This is a genomic window from Algoriphagus lutimaris (assembly GCF_017051705.1).
Lineage (GTDB): Bacteria > Bacteroidota > Bacteroidia > Cytophagales > Cyclobacteriaceae > Algoriphagus > Algoriphagus lutimaris.
The window spans coordinates 189393-209821 of the sequence record NZ_JAFIDJ010000002.1 but is presented as its reverse complement, the minus strand read 5'-3'; the positions used below and the strand labels follow the sequence as shown (position 1 = coordinate 209821).

Annotated in this window: 21 protein-coding genes and 1 tRNA gene; 8 read left to right on the top strand and 14 right to left on the bottom strand. The window is 40.3% G+C overall.

The genetic code is table 11. From position 1 onward, the window contains the following. The first annotated feature begins 38 nt into the window (after window positions 1–38). The 3 genes from JYB62_RS11740 to JYB62_RS19870 all read left to right on the top strand — a co-directional run bounded on the left by JYB62_RS11740 (window position 39) and on the right by JYB62_RS19870 (window position 2122). A tRNA-Arg gene (locus JYB62_RS11740) sits at window positions 39–110 on the top strand. Between the two features lie 262 nt (window positions 111–372). Continuing rightward, window positions 373–1524 carry a DcaP family trimeric outer membrane transporter gene (locus JYB62_RS11735; protein ID WP_205645632.1) on the top strand — a complete coding sequence of 384 codons (1152 nt, stop codon included), beginning with the start codon at window positions 373–375 and terminating at the stop codon, window positions 1522–1524. A 277-nt stretch (window positions 1525–1801) separates the two neighbouring features. Then, complete coding sequence (locus JYB62_RS19870; RefSeq protein WP_243431554.1) at window positions 1802–2122, top strand: hypothetical protein; 321 nt, start codon at window positions 1802–1804, stop codon at window positions 2120–2122. Between the two features lie 237 nt (window positions 2123–2359). On the opposite strand, the gene JYB62_RS11725 is transcribed toward JYB62_RS19870, so the two are convergent. The 8 genes from JYB62_RS11725 to JYB62_RS11690 all read right to left on the bottom strand — a co-directional run bounded on the left by JYB62_RS11725 (window position 2360) and on the right by JYB62_RS11690 (window position 10169). After that, window positions 2360–3241, bottom strand: coding sequence for an SMP-30/gluconolactonase/LRE family protein (locus JYB62_RS11725; protein WP_205645630.1), 882 nt, complete (start codon window positions 3239–3241; stop codon window positions 2360–2362). Window positions 3242–3342: 101 nt separating this feature from the next. Further along, window positions 3343–4230, bottom strand: a complete 888-nt coding sequence (locus JYB62_RS11720) for a sugar phosphate isomerase/epimerase family protein (protein ID WP_205645629.1) — start codon at window positions 4228–4230, stop codon at window positions 3343–3345. An 18-nt stretch (window positions 4231–4248) separates the two neighbouring features. Continuing rightward, window positions 4249–5046: an SDR family NAD(P)-dependent oxidoreductase gene (locus JYB62_RS11715; RefSeq protein WP_205645628.1), complete on the bottom strand. Its 798-nt coding sequence runs from the start codon at window positions 5044–5046 to the stop codon at window positions 4249–4251. Between the two features lies 1 nt (window position 5047). Next, the gene (locus tag JYB62_RS11710; protein ID WP_205645627.1) at window positions 5048–6082 is read right to left on the bottom strand and encodes a zinc-binding dehydrogenase; all 1035 of its coding nucleotides are present in this window, start codon (window positions 6080–6082) and stop codon (window positions 5048–5050) included. Between the two features lie 3 nt (window positions 6083–6085). After that, window positions 6086–6793: an orotidine 5'-phosphate decarboxylase / HUMPS family protein gene (locus tag JYB62_RS11705; RefSeq protein WP_205645626.1), complete on the bottom strand. Its 708-nt coding sequence runs from the start codon at window positions 6791–6793 to the stop codon at window positions 6086–6088. Between the two features lie 160 nt (window positions 6794–6953). Continuing rightward, the gene (locus tag JYB62_RS11700) at window positions 6954–8291 is read right to left on the bottom strand and encodes a PEGA domain-containing protein (RefSeq protein ID WP_205645625.1); all 1338 of its coding nucleotides are present in this window, start codon (window positions 8289–8291) and stop codon (window positions 6954–6956) included. Between the two features lie 93 nt (window positions 8292–8384). Beyond that, window positions 8385–9455: a dipeptidase gene (locus tag JYB62_RS11695; protein WP_205645624.1), complete on the bottom strand. Its 1071-nt coding sequence runs from the start codon at window positions 9453–9455 to the stop codon at window positions 8385–8387. A 3-nt stretch (window positions 9456–9458) separates the two neighbouring features. Then, complete coding sequence (locus JYB62_RS11690; RefSeq protein ID WP_205645623.1) at window positions 9459–10169, bottom strand: SAM-dependent methyltransferase; 711 nt, start codon at window positions 10167–10169, stop codon at window positions 9459–9461. Between the two features lie 159 nt (window positions 10170–10328). On the opposite strand from JYB62_RS11690, the gene JYB62_RS11685 reads away from it, so the two are divergent. Then, complete coding sequence (locus JYB62_RS11685) at window positions 10329–11597, top strand: amidohydrolase family protein (protein ID WP_243431553.1); 1269 nt, start codon at window positions 10329–10331, stop codon at window positions 11595–11597. Window positions 11598–11641: 44 nt separating this feature from the next. Here the strand turns inward: JYB62_RS11685 and JYB62_RS11680 are convergent, their stop codons facing one another. After that, entirely contained in the window at window positions 11642–12400 is a 759-nt protein-coding gene (locus tag JYB62_RS11680) for an alpha/beta fold hydrolase (protein WP_205645621.1), read from the bottom strand. 286 nt (window positions 12401–12686) lie between these two features. Next, a complete protein-coding gene (locus tag JYB62_RS11675) occupies window positions 12687–13403 on the bottom strand; it encodes a pyridoxine 5'-phosphate synthase (RefSeq protein ID WP_205645620.1) in 717 nt (238 codons plus the stop codon). Window positions 13404–13462: 59 nt separating this feature from the next. On the opposite strand from JYB62_RS11675, the gene JYB62_RS11670 reads away from it, so the two are divergent. The 3 genes from JYB62_RS11670 to JYB62_RS11660 are packed head-to-tail and all read left to right on the top strand — an operon-like array spanning window position 13463 to window position 15012. Continuing rightward, complete coding sequence (locus tag JYB62_RS11670; RefSeq protein ID WP_205645619.1) at window positions 13463–13915, top strand: GatB/YqeY domain-containing protein; 453 nt, start codon at window positions 13463–13465, stop codon at window positions 13913–13915. A gap of 1 nt (window position 13916) precedes the next feature. Beyond that, window positions 13917–14462, top strand: coding sequence for a CvpA family protein (locus JYB62_RS11665; protein ID WP_205645618.1), 546 nt, complete (start codon window positions 13917–13919; stop codon window positions 14460–14462). Next, a complete protein-coding gene (locus JYB62_RS11660; protein WP_205645617.1) occupies window positions 14446–15012 on the top strand; it encodes an anthranilate synthase component II in 567 nt (188 codons plus the stop codon). Before JYB62_RS11665 ends, JYB62_RS11660 begins: the two co-directional genes overlap by 17 nt. A gap of 2 nt (window positions 15013–15014) precedes the next feature. On the opposite strand, the gene JYB62_RS11655 is transcribed toward JYB62_RS11660, so the two are convergent. After that, entirely contained in the window at window positions 15015–15668 is a 654-nt protein-coding gene (locus tag JYB62_RS11655) for a LolA family protein (RefSeq protein ID WP_205645616.1), read from the bottom strand. A gap of 35 nt (window positions 15669–15703) precedes the next feature. Next, window positions 15704–18085 carry an FtsK/SpoIIIE family DNA translocase gene (locus tag JYB62_RS11650; protein ID WP_243431552.1) on the bottom strand — a complete coding sequence of 794 codons (2382 nt, stop codon included), beginning with the start codon at window positions 18083–18085 and terminating at the stop codon, window positions 15704–15706. Between JYB62_RS11650 and JYB62_RS19865 the strand changes: the two genes are divergently transcribed. Further along, on the top strand, window positions 18069–18242 hold the full coding sequence (locus tag JYB62_RS19865) for a hypothetical protein (RefSeq protein WP_243431550.1): 174 nt from the start codon (window positions 18069–18071) through the stop codon (window positions 18240–18242). The two genes, JYB62_RS11650 and JYB62_RS19865, sit on opposite strands and share 17 nt — an antisense overlap. Window positions 18243–18271: 29 nt before the next feature. Here JYB62_RS19865 and JYB62_RS11645 read toward each other — a convergent pair whose 3' ends face one another. After that, window positions 18272–19312: a quinone-dependent dihydroorotate dehydrogenase gene (locus JYB62_RS11645; RefSeq protein ID WP_205645614.1), complete on the bottom strand. Its 1041-nt coding sequence runs from the start codon at window positions 19310–19312 to the stop codon at window positions 18272–18274. Window positions 19313–19448: 136 nt separating this feature from the next. After that, window positions 19449–20354, bottom strand: coding sequence for a site-specific tyrosine recombinase XerD (xerD, locus tag JYB62_RS11640; RefSeq protein WP_205645613.1), 906 nt, complete (start codon window positions 20352–20354; stop codon window positions 19449–19451). Window positions 20355–20429: the final 75 nt, after the last annotated feature.

The following is a 20429-nucleotide window of genomic DNA, read 5'->3' as shown; positions in this document are numbered from 1 at the left end:
ATGAGAAAATCCGTTTCTTCGAATGAGCATCCTTTTCTGGCCCCGTAGTTCAATGGATAGAATAGAAGTTTCCTAAACTTTAGATCTAGGTTCGATTCCTAGCGGGGCTACTAAATTTTAAAAAAATGAAAGAAGCCTTCTTGTCCGAAAGAATGAATAGCAAGGAACTTCTATTAAATAAGGCCATTAATCCCATTAAAATAATTCTATCACTGCCCAAAAATAGTCATGAAAATATTTCAAAGTTGCAAGGCAGGTATTCGCCAGCGACATAAGTCTTGGGAAATGACCTCATGGTCTTTTTTTATTTTTACTTTATGTTTTCTAAGCTCTTTTTTTTGTTTGGGGCAAGATGTCATTCAACAAAAAACAATGATAGGGACGAGCTCCGCTGATTCTATTCAAAGAGATTCAACTAGGATTCAAGAGACAGCTCCTTTGGATATTGCAGATGACCGTGGATTATATATTAGAACAGCAGATGGAAAAATCCAATTGAGGATATTGGGATCGGTCAGATACCTTGGTGTTTTTGATTTGCTTAATTTGTCTTCCAAAAACTCATTCCGAACGGACGAAATTCCAACAGGAGCCTTAAATAAAGCGTTTCCAAATTATTACAATGGATTAGATCAAACCAGATTGGGGTTTGAAGTTACCAGGAAAACAGAAATGGGAGATGTTTTTATCCGATTGGAGACTGATTTCGCAGGGGAAAATGGATTTAGGATCAGGCATGCTTACGGACAGTTTGGTCAATTTTTATTTGGGCAAACTTGGAGCTTATTTTCTCATGTTAATGCATTACCAGCAATGGTGGATTTTGCTGGGCCCACTGGATCTAACGTAACTCGTACACCGCAAGCAAGATATTCAGTTCCTAAGACATTTTTAGGTGCAAACCTCGCTGTTGGATTAGAGTACATCATCCCAAATCTTGCTTTACCTGATTCCGTTACCAGTCAGACCTTTCAACTTTTTCCAGATATTACATCAAGATTGGATAAGATATACCCTTGGGGATCTGTCCAATTATCAGGAATAATACCTATGCTATCAGGTAGAAGTCCTAGTGGGAGATTAATCTTAAAGCCAGGCTGGGGTATTTCTGGTTCCACCGTAATTGATTCATGGAAAAATGGAAAATGGTATTTTCAAGGGGTAATAGGTCAAGCAATCACAAGATATTTCAATGATCTTGATGGGATAGGTTCTGATTTTGTTATCGAACCCGGCGTAAAAATCAGGTCTCCATTATCTTTGGGCTTATACGGAACATATGAACATAATTGGAGAAAAAATATTTATTCAAATTTCACAGCAGGCTTGTTGCAAATTGAAACTTACGAATTCACCTTGGATAATGCTTACAAAAACGGATATTCCTTTCGAGTAAATACTTTTTGGGACCTTGCTGAGGGGGCAAAAGTTGGAGGAGAGGCTATTTGGGGAAAACGTCAGGATAATGACCGCCAAAAAGGAAATGCACTGCGCTTAAATATTTTGTTTTATTATGATTTCTAAAGTCCATATAAGACTTTAGAAATTAATTATTGTTTGGAGGAGCTTTTACAGTAGTGATCCCACGCTTTTTGACCAAAAAGGGGGGGATAGATAGGAAAAATTGGATGGCAGCGTGTGACATGTTTTTATTCCTCTCATTTAAGGATGCCAGATCTTTTTCTGATGAAGGGAAATCTACAGTTTTGGAAATACTTCAAACCACTGAACCGATGGAGCAATCGTCTCTAAAAAGAAAGAGACATACACCCAAACATCCAATGAACCAGCAATTCCCGGAATGTTTTTTTGGAATACGAATAATAGGGCATTTACTAGTGTAATTCCTAGCCCAGTTAAAAAACTTTGTGTCAGAAAACCTTTGCTGTATTGTTCGTCAGGAAATACATTCCCGACCAGACACCATAATTCTCCATGGCTATATTATTGGTGGTATTTAACACCCAAAGTAGACCATCAGCCATCCTTGGTTACTGCTGAACGGGTAGAAGAAAAGGCAGATACTACATATCAATGCCCCATTGAAGAAAAATGGTTTTCTCTTACCAAACCTTGGATACCAGGTACTGTCACTCAGTGCTCCAATAATGGGTTGAATTAATAAACTGGTCATGGAACCAGCGAGATTTAAGATTGGGATTTCATCAGGAACAGCACCCAACATATCATAGATCGGTTTGACTTAACTCTGCTGCAACCCGAAACTGTATTGAATCCCCAAAAAGGGCTATTTCATACAGTTGAAATGAAGAAATATATCCCTTCAATATTTTTTATATTTTTCCAATTTTCTAAAAATGAATCACCTTTTTAGCTCAAAAACTGATTGATTTCCGACTTATTTGAGTTGTGCACGGTTTGGTAGGAAGCCTTTTGTTTCTGTCTTTACCAAAAACGTATTACCACTTTGAGGATATTCTTTTAACTGATCTTGTGTCAGATTTTCCTGGGCAGTGGTAATCAATAAATAGTCTAGGTTTTTACCACCAAAGCAACAGGAAGTCACGTGAGGAACTGGCAGTTCTATTTTTTCTACTAATTCTCCAGAGACTGGATTCCATCGGTAGACTCCCGAACCACCATAATGAGAAACCCATAACATCCCCTCCTGATCTATACACATACCGTCTGGTGTTCCGATTTCTTGAGGTACTTCTACTGCTATTCTTTTAAATTCAATTGCCCCAGTATCTTTGTCAAAATCAAATTCCTGTATTTGCTGCGTTGGGGAATCAATAAAATAAAAAGTCTTGGAGTCTTTGGTCCAGGCCATTCCATTGGAAATGGTTAAATCGGGAAGTTTTTTTTGAGGAGTTAAATCTTGATCAATACAATAAAGTGAACCTGCTCCTTTGGTGAATTTGATGCTTAAAGTTCCTATCCAAATCCTGCCTTCTGGGTCTACTTTGCCATCATTGAATCGATGAAGACTTTCTTCTGGCTCAACTTCCAAAAGCCAAGTCAATTCTTTCGATTCCAGGTTATAGCTTGCTAGCTTCCGGTCCAATCCTAAAATTAAATTGCCGTCATTTCCCTCCAAAACAACAGTAAGCCGATGAGGAAATGAAATCGAATTTGTGTTTCCAGAGCTGATTTTATATTCAAAGAGTTTTCCATTTTCAATATCAACCCAGAAAAAGCTTTGTCGGTCATGATGCCAATAGGGGCCTTCACCTAGAAAGCACTGGGAGGGAATAGAGGTATAGTGGTAAGTTTTCATGCTAAATTGGGTTGAAATAGTTGAATGAAATCATGATAAAATTCTTGAAGTTTCTAGTACTTCAAAACTTACTTTTAAGCACGTATTTCCCATTTAGTAAATCATTGATGCCAATACTGAGCTATTTTTTTCTTCAAAAATCCTACACTTCGCTCTAGCTGATCCATCCCATCTACACCATCTTCAATACTGATCCAGGAGTCAAAACCGACTCTTTTTAATTCAGAAAAAATGGCATCGTAATCATTCATGCCTTGGCCGATTTCTCCATGGCTAAGTCTTTTGGCATAGCCTTGGGCGCCTCCTTCTTCTTTTCTCAGATCTTCTATGGTTCCATATTTCAAATACCGATCACTAGCATGCATGGTGACTACTCTTTCTGAGACATCATACAATAAGTCCAGTGGATCTTCCCCCGCTAAAAAAGTATTGCTGGGGTCGTAGTTCACACCGAAATTGGGATGGTGAATGCTGTTAACCAGTTTTGTGAAAACCTCTCTTTTTTGTGCAAACTCAGGGTACTCCCAAAAATCATCTTTGTAATGGTTTTCTATAATCAATGTGATTCCCAAAGATTGAGCATAAGGAAGGCAGGTCTCGATACAGTCTTTTGCTAATTTGATTCCTTCTTCGACTGACAATTCAGGTCTATATTGACCGGAAAGGACTCGACAGTATTTTCCTCCCAATTCATCGGTCATTTCTATCCAACGCTTCTGTTTTTGTATCTCTTTTTCCCGGAAAGCCTTGTCACGATGGGTAAAGTCTGGAGAGCAGCACATCATAGGAATTACCATTCCTTTATCCTCTACCATCTTCCTGAATATAGGCCAGTTTTTCTTGTTTTCCATTTCCAAGAATCCAGCATACCATTCCAATCCATCAATATCTAGGGGAGCGGCAAGATCAATCCATTCGGAAAGTTTCATGGATCCATCTTTGCAAAGGGCTTGCATAAATGCTTTTGGGAAGGCGGCTATTTTTGGCATTTGAGTTTCGTGTTAATTTTATTTATGAGGAATAGTCGTCGAGTCCTTTGGAATATTTCTGCCAATCATTGGGAATTGCTCCAAATCAACCACTTGACCACTGATTGGGCCACTCTCATCCGAAAGCCAATAAATCGTTGCCGCTGCTATTTCTTCTGGCCAAATGATTCTTCCAGCAGGAGCGTACATTTTAGATAATTCCTTGTACCAAGAGTCAGCGAGTCCATGTTCTTTTTTTCGTTCAATCTCCTTTTCGGTAAGCACCCACCCAGGATTTATCTGGTTGACTCGTACCCCGTTTTCACGAAATAAAGAATCTCCCAGATTTCTAGTCATGGTCATCAACGCTCCTTTGGAAATACTGTATGCCAATAAATTGTCCTCTCCGCTCCAAGCGTTGATTGAACCTATATTGAGGACTGCACCACGACTTTCAATTAAATATGGAAGTGCTGATTTGATCAAGAATAGGGGTGCAAATGTATTAATATCCAACATGCGGTTTAAAAATGCTTTATCTGTGGTGTGAATAGTAGAAGCTGCCACGAGCGCAGCATTATTGACAATAGCGTCTAAGCGTCCCCAAGTTGCAATGGCTAAGTCGACTAATCTTTGTCCAGCCCCTTCATTAGCGATGTCTTCAATGTATAGCTTGGCTTGTTCAGTTCCGATCTCTTCAATCACTTGAATTCCCAAATCTTCTTCCAATCCATGGATGATGACTTTTGCACCTTCTTCCACAATCTTCTTGGCAATTGCTTTACCAATACCCATGGTACTTCCAGTGACGATGATGACTTTTCCTTTGAGTCTCATATTAAACAGGTTTTAAAACAGATTTGACTACTTGACCATGATGCATTTTTTCAAATGCTTCTTTCCATTCGGTAATGGGCCAAACACCTCCAATAATAGGTTTGACATCCAAAGATCCACTGGCAAGTAATGCAATCACCCGCTCCCAAATAGGCCAGTTGTGGCTAAAACTTCCTTGAAGTCTTACATTCTTCTGAATGATAGGATCCAAAGAGAAATTACAGGGTTGAGGCCCCCAACCCACTTTCGTGATTTGGCCATTAGGTCGAACTAATTTCATGGCTATCTGTAAAGTGGCACTCACTCCTGCCGCATCAATGATTAAATCAGCTCCCAACCCATCTCTTTTTCTAGCCCAATGTTCGGCATCTCCTATGATTACTTCACAACCGTACTTTCTGGCAATTTCTAATCGACCTTTATCAGCCTCCAACCCCACTACTACTACTTCGGCCCCACACAGTCTAGCCACGGCTGCACAAAGTATCCCTATCGTTCCGGGGCCTATGACAATCACTCTATCTCCGGGTTTTATGGAAGAATTTCCTACCACTGCATTATACGCAACACAACAAGGTTCCGTCAGACAAGCTTCTTCAAAGGAAAGGTTTTCTGGGACGGTATGAAGACATCGGGCAGGTACTCGGACAAAACGAGTCATCGCCCCATTTACCCCATATCCAAACCCCTTTCTAGTAGGGTCTAAATTGTATAAGCCAATTTTGCTCATGGGGTTCTGCTTGTCTATCACTGCTGCAGTTTCACTGACTACTCTATCTCCAACCTTCCATGCAGAAACTTTATCTCCAATAGCGGCTATTTTCCCTCCGAATTCATGGCCTAATACCACCGGGTAGTTTACCGGCCAACTGTGATCTGAAGTCCATTGATGAAGGTCACTGCCACAAACTCCTACATTCTCTACTTCCAGTAATACATCTTCATCTCCAATATCAGGAATGGAGATTTCTCTGATTTCAACTGAATATTTTTCTTCAGCGTAGTTTACTACTGCTGCGGATTTCGTGCTGGACATGATTTAGGATTTAGTAGGTGAAACAGTTTCTTGACTATGTATGGCCTCACAAATCATCTTGAGGGAACTTTCCAAATCTCCACTTGCAGTTTTAAATGAGTCTGCATCAATGGTCAATGGTGCTCCCAAGACCACTAATGGGGCTCCATATTGAGGGCATTTGATGGCTTGTTCTATGGAAAGTCCTCCCACTGCCTGAACAGGAATATTGACAGCTGCCACTACTTCTTGAAGCTGATCAAGAGGACTTGGCATTCTTCTACCAGAAGCAGCGATACCCCTTCTTTCATCGTATCCAATGTGATGGATCACGTAGTCACAGCCCAAATCTTCTAAAAATTTTGCTCCTTCCACCATGTCTGGAAAGACCATGTTATCGCCCATCACTTTTACTCCGAAATCTTTTCCAGCCTGTACCACACATTTGATGGTTTCCTCATGGGCTCTAGCCATGACGACCACGTGGGTAGCCCCTGCTTTGGCCATCATCTCTGCTTCTAGGTAACCCCCATCCATTGTTTTGAGGTCTGCAACTAAGGGGACATCTGGAAATGCTTCTCTGAGTTTTCTTACGCCATGAAGTCCTTCTGCTAAAATTAAAGGAGTTCCTGCTTCTAGCCAGTCTACTCCTGCACGAATGGCCATCTCAGCTGTTTCCAGGGCTTCATCGATGTTTGTAAGATCCAGAGAGATCTGTACAATAGGTTTCATATGTTTTGGGTTTAATTGGAAAAATTAGATTCTTAATATAACCCATTTTTGAAAGTCTACTTCCTGTCTCTTACCTGAACGGTAATTATTTCTAAGGATTTTATCGTTTGTTGCAAAAAAAACTCAGCCTTGTAGAGCTGAGTTTTCTGTGGTGGTTTTTTTACTGTTGAAGTCTTGCTTGTACTTCTTCGATTAGACCTTCGTACTTTTTAAGGATACGGGCCCAATCTTCAAATTTCTCATCGTCTTTTACGGTTACTGCGTTTTGTCCGTCAAGGTAGGCCTCTTGGCTGATCAACTTGATTGCGTAGGCCAATTGGTCCGAATTTCCTCCACTACTCACAATTACCCTTGTTCTGATGACACTGGATTGGAAATTCTGAACCTGCCATGAAGTAGTAAGGTAACCCGTATTGTAGTCAACAGTTTCTAATATGTCGAAGTACCTGGTGATAATAGAACTTAAAATTCTCCAGGCTTCTTCAGAAGTGTATTCCGTATTAACAGGAACAGTGATCCTTACATTTGCCAAGTCTGAGGAGACAGAAGAAGTATAGGCCTCATCTACATTCATTTCTATGAAATCTGTAACAGGAGGTTCCTGCATATTCGCTTGGTTGTAATAATTTTTGATGTAGCGTACGTAACCATCTTTAGATACACGAACTTCCACACTTCCATTTTTAGGAACCTTTAGGTCATAGCTTCCTGTGCCGACTCTCTTACCTGCGATTTCAATGGCAGCATCATTTGGGTTGGTCGTAATCTTCACTAACCTGTCTTCCAATTGTGCGATTTCTCTTACCGGCGGTTCTGGATCAGTCTCAGGCTTGTTACAGAATACTTTGGTGTATTCAACATAACCGTCTTTGTTGACTGTAACCGTCACACAATCATTCAAAGGGATTTTAATGTCTTGGTTTCCTCTGCCAACGCTAACTCCATTTGCGGTGACCTCACCATCTGCAGGAGTTACTTCCAGTCTAACTTGGCGATCCTTCAACTCAAAATAATCCTTGGAAGGAGGTGTTTCCCGGTCAGGGGAATTGTAATAACTTTTCGTAATGGGTGCAAAACCTGGTTTTTTTACCTCTACCGTGTGAAAACGGTCTTTTTGAATGATCAGATAAATAGCTTTGGTTCCAATCATTCTTCCGTCCACGTAGATTTCTGCATCATAGGGTTCAGCAGTAATCTCTACTCTTCTTGAGTCTAAAGAAACATATTGCTGTTTGTCCCATTTCAGGTCTTTGTTGAATTCCTTGATGACAGGGTCATAACCTGGCTTGGTTACCTTAATTCTGTTTCTACTGTCTTTTTCAAGTTTGTACTCGATTGCCCCTGTTCCAAGTTCCTGTTTGTCAGAATCATCGTAATCATTTAATAGGATGAACTTAGCATCTGAGTGGTTAGCAGTAATCTGAATTTTTTGGGAAAATGAATAGGTAAGGGTAAGAAGGAATAATAAGGTAAGGGTGAGTAAATTTTTACACTTCATAAATTGGTGGTTTGCGATTAGCTTTCGCTAAATAATTCAATATGAAGTATTAATGCAATATATTCTCAAAGGAATTGTTCAATTATTCCCCAATTAAGACCATACTTTTTTCAAAAAATTCAACCAATTTCCATGCATAACTTTCGCTACATCCTGGTCTGAGTAACCTCTTAACCTCAGTAATTCAGGGACTTTGTCTAAGTCTTTGATGGATTTCAAGTCATAAGGAGCTTGCTCTTTTCCAAAGGCCCCATCCAAATCCGAGCCAATTCCGATATGATTGGCATTTCCTGCAACCTGACAAATATGGTCCATATGATCTAAAACGGTATTCAAGGTCACATCGCGTTCTTGTGGAGTGGTTTTCCCTCTTTCCCAACCTGGACTAAGCATCCAAGCATCCATTGCACCTCCAATTACAGCTCCTCTTTCGATCAATGCTTTGATCATTTCATCTGAAAATTGCCGGTTGTGATCTACCAAGGCGCGGCAATTATTATGGCTCGCCCAAACAGGACCTTGAAAAATATCCAAGGCTTCCCAGAATGCCTGATCGCAAAGGTGAGTAGCGTCCAAAATGATTCCCAATTCATCCATTTTACGAAGTAGCTCTTTTCCATTATGATTCAGTGGGGAAGAGGCATCTGTCCCGTGGGCATATCTTCCTGGCCCATAATGAGCGGGTCCTAAGGCTCTTAACCCATATTCATAGGCTTTTTCCAAATAACTCACATCGATGATGGAATCAGCACCTTCTAGAGATAGGATAAAACCCACTGGCTTTGTAGAGTTGTCTTCTCCATTCTCCCATAGAGCTAGGTGCTGGTTTAATTCCTCCAAGCTTCGGATTTGGGACATTTCCCCCTGATCCACCATAGCTTGATACCAAGCCAATTGTCCTTGGGTTTGTGCCCATGCTTGTGCAGGAGAATGCCATCCTGGCAATGAATTGTCTGGGGCTACATACCTTGCAATTTGGGTAGCCACAACCAAGCCTATGTTCCCTTTTCTAAGTTCAGGAAGCGAAACCACCGCATTACCTCGATCAGGTTTATCTTTTAATCCAACTTCTCTGGCATTGATTTCAGAAACTGGACGAGTCAGATCCCTGTTCCATTCCAATGCATTCATACTCAGGTCTAAATGGGCATCTATTGTAAACATGTCTTAGAAACTTTGAAGGATAAAAACAGTAGGGATTTTATGTAAGTCAATTGGGAGTTTTTTCCATTCTCCAATGGTTTTGGTGAGGATTAGTTCATCCTTTGCCGTTATGTTTTTTGCGATGCAAAGTTTGGTGTTAGAAGAAAGTGTTCTCAAACAATCTTCAAGCATTTGATTATTTCTAAACGGGGTTTCCATAAAAATCTGGGCCCTCTTTTCTCTTAAGGATTCGGATTCCAATGCTTTTAATGCAGCAGCCCGATCTTTTCTATCTATAGGAAGGTAGCCATGGAATGCAAAAGATTGTCCTGAAAAACCTGAACCCATCAATGCCAAAAACATGGAACTGGGGCCGGAAAGGGGGACTACCTGAATTCCTTTTACATGTGCATGCGCTACTGCCAAAGCTCCGGGATCTGCGATTCCTGGACATCCTGCTTCAGAAATAATTCCCACATCGGCACCATTGAGGAGTGGTTGCATTAACCGGTTGATCATTTCAGGTTTTGTTTTTTTATCCAAAATCTCCATATGGATTTCCTCAATGTTTACTCCCAATTTCAGACTACTGATATAACGTCTTGCAGTCCTTAAATTCTCAACCAGATACACTTTGGTGTTTTTGACCACCTCTTTTATCTGAGGACTGATCACTTCATTGGCTGTATTTTCTGCGAGTACATTGGGGATTAGAAAAAGTTTTCCTTTGGGCATTTTTTTGAATTCTTTCTGATAATGCTCGAAAGGTAAGGTTAATATGGCAAATTCATTAACTTAATAGCATACTAGAAAGATCGTCTCTTTATGAAAAGAATGAAGTTTTTGTTTTCGGCAGTATTTGCCCTTATATGTTTTTCCTCCTTTTCCCAAAGTATGAAAGCGCTGGTGGGAGGAACACTTATCGATGGGTTTGGAGGTGTCCCGATCCGAAATTCTGTGATCTTGATTCAAGATGAAAAGATTGTTGCTGTGGGGCAGGAAGGAAGTTTGGAGGTGCCTGATGGAGCGGAAGTAATATCGACGGAAGGAATGTCTGTGATGCCAGGATTATGGGATATGCATGTTCATTTGATGATTAATGGCCATAGTGATTATACGCATTGGGATAGTACTTATATCGATGTGTTGGACCCGGTAATTATGCCTGCTTCTGCCCATCAGTTATTGCTGGCTGGTGTGACTAGTGCCAGAGACTTAGGAGCACCATTGGAAGCCAGTATCAATGTTAGGGATCGAATCAACAGAGGAGAAATCCCTGGGCCGACGATTTATGTTTCTGGTCCCTTTATTCAAAAGGCCCCTTACCCTAATACAGAAGCATTCCGTTGGGGAGTTAATGGCGTGGCAGATGCTAGAGCAAAAGTTAAAAAGCTGGCAGATGCCGGTGTGGATGTGATCAAGCTGATTGATCAAGATCAAATGACATTGGAGGAAGCACAGGCAGTGGTAGATGAAGCTCATAAATATGGTTTACCCGTAGTAGGGCATTCGCATCGGCCTGAGGAAATAAGAATAGGTCTTAAAATAGGAGTGGATTGTTTCGAACACACGGGATTGTCTTCTGCACCGGAATACCCTGAAGATATTATGCTTATGATTCAAGAAAGAGCTGCCAAAATGAATATGGGGCCTTTGTTTTGGACTCCAACGGTAGAGGGCTTGTATAATTTTGAATCTGTAAGAGATAATCCAGAGAAATTAGATGATCCATCCTGGCATTTGGATCTTCCGGATTCCATTATCGCAGATATCAAAGCTTCATTGAAATACCCTGGAAGAATGCCTTATTTTCAATTGACTCCTGTTAGGAAGCCTACTTTGGAACGCAAATTCAATCAATTAAAGCAGAGCGGGGTAGTGATGTTAATCGGAACGGATAGCGGGATTCCAATGAAATTTCATAGCCAAAGCACGTGGAATGAATTGGATGTGTGGGTAAATGAATTTGGGTATGACCCTATGTTGGCAATTAAATCCGCAACCTATTGGCCTTCCGTTGCCATGGGAGTTTCAGATCAAGTAGGAACAATCTCAGAAGGGAAAAAGGCAGATATTATCGCCGTAAGAGGTGATGTGCTAAAGCATATCAGTCTCTTGCAAGATGTAGATATGGTAATCAAAAATGGTAAGCGAGTAAAATAGAGCCGATTCTAAAAGAGCTGTTCATTAATTGAACAGCTCTTTTTTTAAATCAAGAACTTCAGAACTTCAGCGATGACTGATTCGGGTTGTTCTGCATGGAGCCAATGACCTGCATTGGAAATAAACTCCACTTCATATTTCGGGAAATGTTGTTCAATATCAGACAAGTCCGATTGTTGGATATAATTGGAATTTTCGCCGGCAAGAAATAGGGTTTTGCCATCATACAATTCTCCTTCTTCTAATGCTTTTCCTACTTCCTCAATATTTTTGGTGATAACAGGTAAATTAATTCTCCATACAAACCCGTTGGCGTCTCTTCCTAAGCTTTTGAGCAGGAACTGACGAATTCCCAGTTCCGGAATATAGTTTGCTAAAATGTCATCGGCCTCTTTTCTGGATTTAATAGAAGACAGATCAATGGCATTTAACCCTTCCAAAATTTTTTGGTGATGGACTGAGTAATATCTAGGAGAAATATCTGCTACAATTAACTTCTCCACTTTTTCGGGATAGGTGCAGGCAAATTTCATCGCTGTTTTTCCCCCCATAGAGTGTCCCATCATATAAACCATTTCCAGTTTCTGGTCATTTATAAGCTCTTTTAAATCTTCTACCATGACTTGGTAATTCCACTTATCAGCGTGCGGGGAATCACCATGGTTTCTTTGATCTACTAAATATAGGGTGAAATGATTTTCTAAACCTTTGGCAATGCTGAGCCAATTATCGGCGGAACCAAAGAGTCCGTGAAGAATCACTAATGGTTTGCCAGTGCCTAATTTTTTAAAGTTTAATTTCATTTGATTTATTGAAGTCAACAGTCCATGGATTAAAGATGACTGTTGGATCGTGGTTAATTAATGAACTAAATTGAGTTTTTGACCGCTTGTATTTTTTATATAAACCCTTCATACGCATTGTAAATTCTTTAGAAATCTTCTACAGGTAGGAACTATTTAATTAGGAAACTAATTTCCATATTCAGATCAATTTCCAAATTCCAAACCCTCAAATATTCGAACTTAAATGCCATAATAATTAAAGTTTTTAACGGCCATGGACTGTCGTCAGTCGTCTGTTATCCAATTAAAATTCCAACTGCCTCCTATACATCTGAATGGTGTTTTCCAATCCATAATAAAGTGCATCACAAATTAAGGCATGGCCAATGGATACTTCATCTAGATAGGGGATGGATTGTTTTAAAAAAGCCAAATTATGCAGATCCAGGTCGTGTCCCGCATTGAGCCCCAATCCTAATTCTTTTGCAATCTCTGCAACTTCCACATATGGCTTTACTGCCATCTCTTTGTTTTGAGGATATCCTACGGCATAGGGCTCTGTGTATAGCTCAACTCGATCTGTCCCAGTTAATTTCGCTGGTTCAAAATATCTGACTTCGGGATTGATGAAGATAGAAACCCGAATACCTGATTCCTGTAACTCTGCTACAATGTCTTTTAACATCCCTTGATTTGAGATGGTATCCCAACCTGTATTGGAAGTAATGGCATTGGGTGGATCAGGAACAAGCGTGGCTTGGGCTGGCTTAACCTCCTTGACTAAATCCATAAATCTTTTGTCGGGGTATCCCTCGATGTTAAATTCTGTCGTTACAACTTGGGCTAAGTCATACACATCTTGATGTCGTATATGTCGCTCATCAGGTCTTGGATGTACGGTAATTCCTTGAGCCCCAAATCGCTCAGCATCCAAAGCTACTTTGACAACATTCGGGTTGTTTGCCCCTCTTGCATTACGCAAAGTTGCGATCTTATTAATATTTACGCTTAGTTTAGTCATTTCCGGGTCGAAAAAGGTATTTTTGTTTGATTTTAACCAATAACACAAACTTAGGGCTTATGAGTTTAAAGCAGAAAGTAGATAGTGAAATTAAATCTGCAATGATCGCTAAAGATAAGGATAGATTAAGAGCATTGAGAGCTGTGAAATCTTTGATCCTACTGGAAGAGACAAAAGGAGGAGCGGCCGGCGAGCTATCTGAAGATGAAGAAATGAAAATTTTAACCAAAGCTGCCAAGCAGAGGAAAGATTCTGCAGATATCTACAAGGAGCAAAATCGAGAGGATTTATATGCTGTGGAAATGGCAGAACTTTCGATTATTCAGGAGTTTTTGCCAAAAGCTTTAACTGATGAAGAGTTAACCCAGGCGATTCAGGCAATCATTACCCAAACTGGAGCAGCCAGCCCAAAAGAGATGGGAAAAGTGATGGGAGTAGCCAGCAAGCAATTAGCAGGAAAAGCAGATGGTAAGGCCATTGCAGATAAGGTGAAGGCATTACTGAATAGCTAAGTTGAGTACAGTAGACATCATATTACTGGTCATTCTTGGTCTTGGAGCCTTTGAAGGTTATAGACAAGGATTCCTAATGGGAGTCCTTGGCCTTTTTGGTTTTGTAATCGCCATTATCTTGGGGATTTACTTTATGGACCCAATGACAGATTGGTTGCAGGAAAATGTAACCGAATTCAATTTAGGATATCCCATCCTTGGCTTTTTTGTCATTTTTATACTCACCTTAGTGCTAATCAACAGCGTCGGTTGGGTGTTGAAAAGAGCGATGGATATGGTATTGCTGGGATCTTTGGATTCTTTGGCTGGAGTATTTTTGGGAATTGTGAAAGCTGCATTTTTTATCAGCTTGTTCTTTTGGCAGGCGAGTCTTTTTAAATTGGATTTGCCCAAACAATGGACCTCAGAATCTGAATATTTGGGATATATAGAACCGGTTGCGCCTGCAATTGTAGAGGCTATTGAACCATTTTTCCCGAAGGTAGAGGAGAATCTGGAGAGGTTGGAAGAAATCGTAGATGAAATATTAAATGATTCTGCTGATTGATAATTTTGATTCTTTCAGCCATATGTTGGCCGACTTGGTCCGTCAGACAGGTGCAGAATTAAAAATTGTAAGAAACGATACCTCACTGGAGGAAATCCAAGCCATAGAGTTTTCTGCCATGATTCTTTCCCCTGGACCTGGTAAACCTGATCAGGCAGGTAACTTAATGGAGATTTTCGAAGAATATTATAAAAAAGTGCCTGTTTTAGGGGTTTGTCTTGGTCATCAAGCAATTGGCGAGTTCTTTGGAGCTGCCTTGGTTAAAAATGACATTCCTGTACATGGGAAAGTCCAGCAAGTAAAGAAGGTTTCCGCTCATCCCTTTACAACTGGATTGCCTGATACATTTAACGTTACAAGGTACCATTCTCTTCAAGTGGAGAATATACCTTCTATTTTGGAAGTACTACTGGAAACTCAGAAAGGAGAGGTGATGGGCATTGCACACCGTGAGTTGCCTATTCTGGGGATCCAATACCACCCGGAAGCATTTTTAACTGAATATGGATTAAAGCTCATCCAAAACTGGATAGAGACTATTGACTCCTGAGTTTATCTAAGGTCTATGATTTCTACTCCTGCATGTTTTTTGGGGTCAAACACAAAATTGGAATCAGGAAGACTTGGATCGGGCTTCAAATTTTTGAAGGCATAAGTAAATGAACCTCCTTGACCGTCAAACATCTCCCAGCCCAATAAGTCCTTCGTATTTTTATCGATCATTAATTTCACCTTTTGAAAAGGAGCATTGGAGTTTTCGGCATCCAGCTCTACCACATTAGCTTGTTTACCTTGGTAAGATTTATCTGCCAACAATTTGTAGTTGAATCCCTTTTCATACATTTTGTAAATATTGGTTGGAGTTAACTCACCTTCCATTTGGGATACATCATTGATGGTCACTTCCTTGTAAGTAGGAGTTTCTATAAAGGTCCAAACAGTTTTCCCGTCATTGAATATTTCTTGATCAGGAAGTTTCAATCGGTATTGGTTTCCTTTTACTGAAATATCGCCACTCTGACGGTCGCTTGTGCCTGCTTGATCGGAGTAGGTAAAATCAAAGCTAGCTGTAAATCCTTTCATACTCTGATACTTTTGACTCATTCCATCCAGCACCACTTTGGCTTTTGGATCTTTTTGAGCAGAAGCTTCAAATGCAGAATATAAAGAAAGAAATAGGGTAAATACTAGGGCAAATTTTTTCATGGAATCTAGGCTTTTAGAACGCTATTTGAAAGCCACTATAGGCTATTCAATAACCGTTCCAAACTAGCTTCATCTTGTACTAAGACTTCTCTAGCTTTTGAACCTTCAAATGCACCGACAATTCCTGCTGCTTCCAATTGGTCAATGATTCTGCCCGCTCGATTGTATCCCAATTTCAGCTTTCTTTGAATTAAGGAAGTACTGCCTTGCTGATGCATGACAATTAGCTTGGCTGCATCGTCAAAGAGAGGGTCTCTATCTGAAAGATCCACATCTCCTATGGATCCATCTCCGTCCTCCCCTTCAAATTCAGGAAGTAGGTGTGCGTCGGAGTAGCCTTTTTGCTCTCCAATCCAATCACAGATAGCATCTACCTCAGGAGTATCCAAAAATGCACACTGGATTCTGGTAACATCTGAACCCAAAGAAAGTAGCATGTCTCCCATACCAATCAATTGGTCCGCACCACCAGCATCGAGGATGGTTCGGCTATCGATTTTGGAAGTGACACGGAAAGAAAGTCTTGCAGGGAAATTGGCTTTGATGATACCTGTAATTACATTGACAGAAGGTCTTTGGGTTGCTACTACTAAGTGGATTCCAATGGCTCTTGCCAATTGGGCTAATCTGGCGATTGGAGCTTCAATTTCTTTTCCTGCAGTCATCATCAAATCCGCCAACTCATCAATTACCAAAACAATGTAAGGCATGAAATGATGGCCTTTTTCTGGATTGAGTTTCCTACCTATAAACTTCGCATTGTATTCTTTAAGATTTCTTGCTCCCGCATCTTTCAAGAGATTGTAGCGGTTATCCATTTCTATACAAAGTGAATTTAAGGTGTAGATGACCTTTTTGGTATCAGTAATAATGGCTTCTTCTGCTCCTGGAAGTTTGGCCAAGAAATGCCTTTCAATTTTGTTGAAAAGTGTCAATTCCACTTTTTTGGGATCGACCAAAACAAACTTCAACTGGGAGGGGTGTTTCTTATAAATCAAAGAAGCCAAAATCATATTCAAGCCCACAGACTTACCTTGGCCAGTAGCCCCAGCCATCAACAAGTGTGGCATCTTGGCTAAATCGGCCACGTAGACTTCGTTGGAAATGGTTTTACCTAAAGCGATTGGTAGATCCTTATCCGAACGCATGAATTTTTCTGTACCTAGTACTGCTCTTGCAGGGACCAATTCCCTGTTTTTGTTAGGTACTTCAATACCAATGGTTCCTTTTCCAGGAATTGGAGCAATAATACGAATCCCCAATGCGGCCAAACTCAAGGCGATGTCATCTTCCAAATTCTTGATTTTGGAGATTTTTACCCCTGGTTCTGGTACAATTTCATAAAGTGTAACAGTAGGACCGATCGTAGCCTTGATCTCCTGGATTCCAATTTTAAAGTTTTCCAGGGTTTCAACAATCTTATTTTTGTTGTCCTCCAGTTCCTGGCGCGAAACAGTCACTTTTTGAACATCATATTCGTTCAGCAAATCCAGGGTAGGGTATTTATATCTTGGTAAATCGAGGGTTGGATCAAAAGGATCTAAATTTTCTACTTCAGAAGCAGTTTTCTCTTCTCCTGCAGCTTTGGTTACCGAGAAGTTTTTGTCATCGATAGGACTAGAAGGCTTCTCAACTATTTCATCCAATAAATTGACATGGGAAATATTGAAAATGTCTTCCTCTTCTTGCGGAGCAGGACTAGGTTCATCTACAATTTCCACCTCGTCATTTTTGACAATCCAATCACTTCCATCATCCTCAAACTCTTCCTCTTCGTCCAGTTCTTCTTCTATTAAATCTTCCGACTTTGATTTTTTATTTTCCTTTTCAAATGGATTTTGGCCAGTGGAAATGGATTCTTCCTGTTCCTCAGAGGAGTCGTCAGGGAGCTCTGATTTGGCTGTAAACCACTCCAATTTATCAATGTCAAAGAAGAAAATTACAAAAATCAGTAGTGCGGCACCAATAACAATAAAGGTTCCCCAGCTCAGAAAATCTGCAGATAGTCTGGCTAGCTCATATCCAAAACCACCTGATAGGAAACTCCAATAGGAATAGCCTTCCACTAAAATGACAATATAGCCTGTCAACAAGCCTAGCCAAAAAGTAAAGAATAAGGCAAAAGTGGTGTATCTGGTTAGAGAAATAAGAGAAACTTTAAAGCTCCATTTGAATCCTAAAAGAAACAGAAATGGAGGGAAAAGGAATGCTGCAATTCCAAACCATCGATAAATCATCCAATGGGCTGCTTGGGCACCTAAATAGCCCAGCCAATTGGTAGAGTTTCGCGCAGTTTCCCGGATTTCATCATCAACGGGTGCATTCATGACTAAACTCTGGTCATTTGGCCCATTGAGTAAGTAACTTAAAAAGGCTATAAAAAGGAAAATCCCCATGGACATGAGTAAAATTCCCATGGTCAATACCAGTTTGGAGCTTTTGATTTTGCCAAAAGAAAACTTGAAGCCTGTTGATTTAGAGGCTGTTTTTTTCTTAGTAGTTTCTCCTTTCTTTCTAAAAGTATTGGTCCTAGGTGAATTCGTGGCCATGTATTCCTTTAAAATCCGATTTTAAGATAAGATGAATAGATTGAGTTTAGCACATTACTTAGAAAAATATGCCAATAATCCTTTCTTGATCTTTTTGATCAACCCAGGTCCCTCATAAATCATGCCCGAGTATACTTGAACCAGGCTTGCTCCTGCTTCCAACTTCTCAATGGCATCATCAGCAGAGAAGATTCCCCCAACTCCAATGATAGGAAACGCTTTGTTTGATTTCTCAGCAAGGTATCGGATTACTTCTGTACTTCTCTTTGCCAAAACTTTTCCAGAAACTCCTCCTGCACCGATTGCTTCGACTTGATCCACTGGAGTAGACAAGTGCGAACGGTCAATGGTGGTGTTGGTCGCAATGACTCCGTCTATTTTTGTTTCCAGCACGATTTCTACAATGTCATCCAGTTGTCCTTCTGTCAAATCCGGCGCAATTTTCAATAAGATAGGTTTGGGTTTCTCTTTTTGATCATTCGCATTTTTAACTGCCTGAAGCAATTGCTTTAAAGGTTCTTTTTCCTGCAGATCCCTAAGGTTTGGGGTGTTAGGTGAACTTACATTCACAACAAAATAATCTACATAAGGGTGAAGTTCTTCCAGACAGATCAGGTAATCATCCACCGCATTTTCATTGGGGGTGACTTTGTTTTTCCCAATGTTTCCACCTACGATTACGTCTGATTTTCTCTTTTTTAACCGTTCTACTGCCTCTTTTACCCCTCCGTTGTTGAAGCCCATTCGGTTTACCAAAGATTCATCCTGAGGAAGTCGGAATAAACGCGGAAGGGGATTCCCGTCTTGAGGTTTGGGGGTTAAGGTGCCAATTTCAATAAATCCAAAACCTAGCATGGCCATTTCATCAATTAACTTCGCGTCTTTATCGAAACCAGCTGCCAAGCCTACTGGATTTTTGAATTTCAATCCAAAGACTTCCCGTTCCAATTTTGGATCCTCCAATTGAAAAGTAGATTTGACGATCGATTTGGCAATGGGGAAATTGAATGTGAATTTGGTAAGATCAAATGTGAAATGGTGGGCATCTTCCGGGTTCTTGAGGAAGAAGAGAGGTTTTAGGATGGATTTGTACACGGTCTTGATTTTTCTTTTCAGCTTGTAAAGTTAATCAATGCAGCATTGGAAACTTAAGAAAAAATGCTTTCTGAATCGAAATTGATTCCGATAAAAGATTCGTATTGGATTAAAGCTTCTTGTTCACTCAGCAGGCTTATTTCCTTGGATGAAAATCAGTTAATACCTGACGCAAATAATCCCGATCAAGATGAGTATAAATTTCCGTTGTCGTAATACTTTCATGTCCTAGCATTTCCTGAACCGCACGTAGATCAGCTCCTCCTTCTATCAAGTGCGTGGCAAAAGAATGTCGGAAGGTGTGCGGTGAAATATTCTTTTCTATTCCAGCCATTTCAGCTGTTTTTTTGATAATTAGAAAAATCATCACTCGGGTAAGTTTCTTGCCTCTTCTATTCAAGAATACATATTCTTCATGGCCTTTTGCGATGGCTTGATGCACACGAACTTCTTCTTTGTAGATGTTCAAATACTTTAAAGCGTCTTTACCGATGGGTACCAGTCTTTCTTTGTTGCCTTTCCCAACGACTTTTAGAAAACCTACATCTTCAAAAACCTGCCCCTTTTTTAATTCAATCAGTTCGGAAACCCGAAGTCCCGAGCTATAGAGCATTTCCAACATGGCTCGGTTTCGGTGCCCTTCTGGTTCTCCTAGAGGAATGGAATTTAACATTTTTTCAATTTCAGGGTAGCTCAAGGTGTCAGGGAGCTTTCTCCCCAGTTTTGGGGCCTCCAAAAGTTGAGCCGGGTCTTCATTAATTTTGTCCTCGTACATCAAAAACCTATAAAAAGCTTTTATACCTGAAATGATCCTTGCTTGGGTGTAGTCAGAAATCCCAAGTTTGGCAATTTCATTCACGAATTTGCGAAGGTGTTCCAATTCCAAGGAAAGCGGACTTAATTCTGGGAAATTCAGTTCGCTGTAATTCGCCAATTTATCCACATCCCTGCTATAGGCCTCAATGGAGTTTTCACTAAGAGACCGCTCGATCTTTAGGTAATGGCGGAATTGTTTGATATGATTTTCCCAGATTTTTTGCATTGGAGCGAATAAAATTTGAAAGTTTGGAAAATTAGGTTGGAAAGTTGGAAGGTTCAAATGTTTAAAGGTCTTAAC

Bases quoted from the DNA above. Each gene is read 5' to 3' on its own strand.
- JYB62_RS11735 (WP_205645632.1), top strand. From the start codon at position 373: ATGATAGGGACGAGCTCCGCTGATTCTATTCAAAGAGATTCAACTAGG.
- JYB62_RS19870 (WP_243431554.1), top strand. From the start codon at position 1,802: ATGTTTTTTTGGAATACGAATAATAGGGCATTTACTAGTGTAATTCCT.
- JYB62_RS11725 (WP_205645630.1), bottom strand. From the start codon at position 3,241: ATGAAAACTTACCACTATACCTCTATTCCCTCCCAGTGCTTTCTAGGT.
- JYB62_RS11720 (WP_205645629.1), bottom strand. From the start codon at position 4,230: ATGCCAAAAATAGCCGCCTTCCCAAAAGCATTTATGCAAGCCCTTTGC.
- JYB62_RS11715 (WP_205645628.1), bottom strand. From the start codon at position 5,046: ATGAGACTCAAAGGAAAAGTCATCATCGTCACTGGAAGTACCATGGGT.
- JYB62_RS11710 (WP_205645627.1), bottom strand. From the start codon at position 6,082: ATGTCCAGCACGAAATCCGCAGCAGTAGTAAACTACGCTGAAGAAAAA.
- JYB62_RS11705 (WP_205645626.1), bottom strand. From the start codon at position 6,793: ATGAAACCTATTGTACAGATCTCTCTGGATCTTACAAACATCGATGAA.
- JYB62_RS11700 (WP_205645625.1), bottom strand. From the start codon at position 8,291: ATGAAGTGTAAAAATTTACTCACCCTTACCTTATTATTCCTTCTTACC.
- JYB62_RS11695 (WP_205645624.1), bottom strand. From the start codon at position 9,455: ATGTTTACAATAGATGCCCATTTAGACCTGAGTATGAATGCATTGGAA.
- JYB62_RS11690 (WP_205645623.1), bottom strand. From the start codon at position 10,169: ATGCCCAAAGGAAAACTTTTTCTAATCCCCAATGTACTCGCAGAAAAT.
- JYB62_RS11685 (WP_243431553.1), top strand. From the start codon at position 10,329: ATGAAAGCGCTGGTGGGAGGAACACTTATCGATGGGTTTGGAGGTGTC.
- JYB62_RS11680 (WP_205645621.1), bottom strand. From the start codon at position 12,400: ATGAAATTAAACTTTAAAAAATTAGGCACTGGCAAACCATTAGTGATT.
- JYB62_RS11675 (WP_205645620.1), bottom strand. From the start codon at position 13,403: ATGACTAAACTAAGCGTAAATATTAATAAGATCGCAACTTTGCGTAAT.
- JYB62_RS11670 (WP_205645619.1), top strand. From the start codon at position 13,463: ATGAGTTTAAAGCAGAAAGTAGATAGTGAAATTAAATCTGCAATGATC.
- JYB62_RS11660 (WP_205645617.1), top strand. From the start codon at position 14,446: ATGATTCTGCTGATTGATAATTTTGATTCTTTCAGCCATATGTTGGCC.
- JYB62_RS11655 (WP_205645616.1), bottom strand. From the start codon at position 15,668: ATGAAAAAATTTGCCCTAGTATTTACCCTATTTCTTTCTTTATATTCT.
- JYB62_RS19865 (WP_243431550.1), top strand. From the start codon at position 18,069: ATGAGTAAAATTCCCATGGTCAATACCAGTTTGGAGCTTTTGATTTTG.
- JYB62_RS11650 (WP_243431552.1), bottom strand. From the start codon at position 18,085: ATGGGAATTTTACTCATGTCCATGGGGATTTTCCTTTTTATAGCCTTT.
- xerD (WP_205645613.1), bottom strand. From the start codon at position 20,354: ATGCAAAAAATCTGGGAAAATCATATCAAACAATTCCGCCATTACCTA.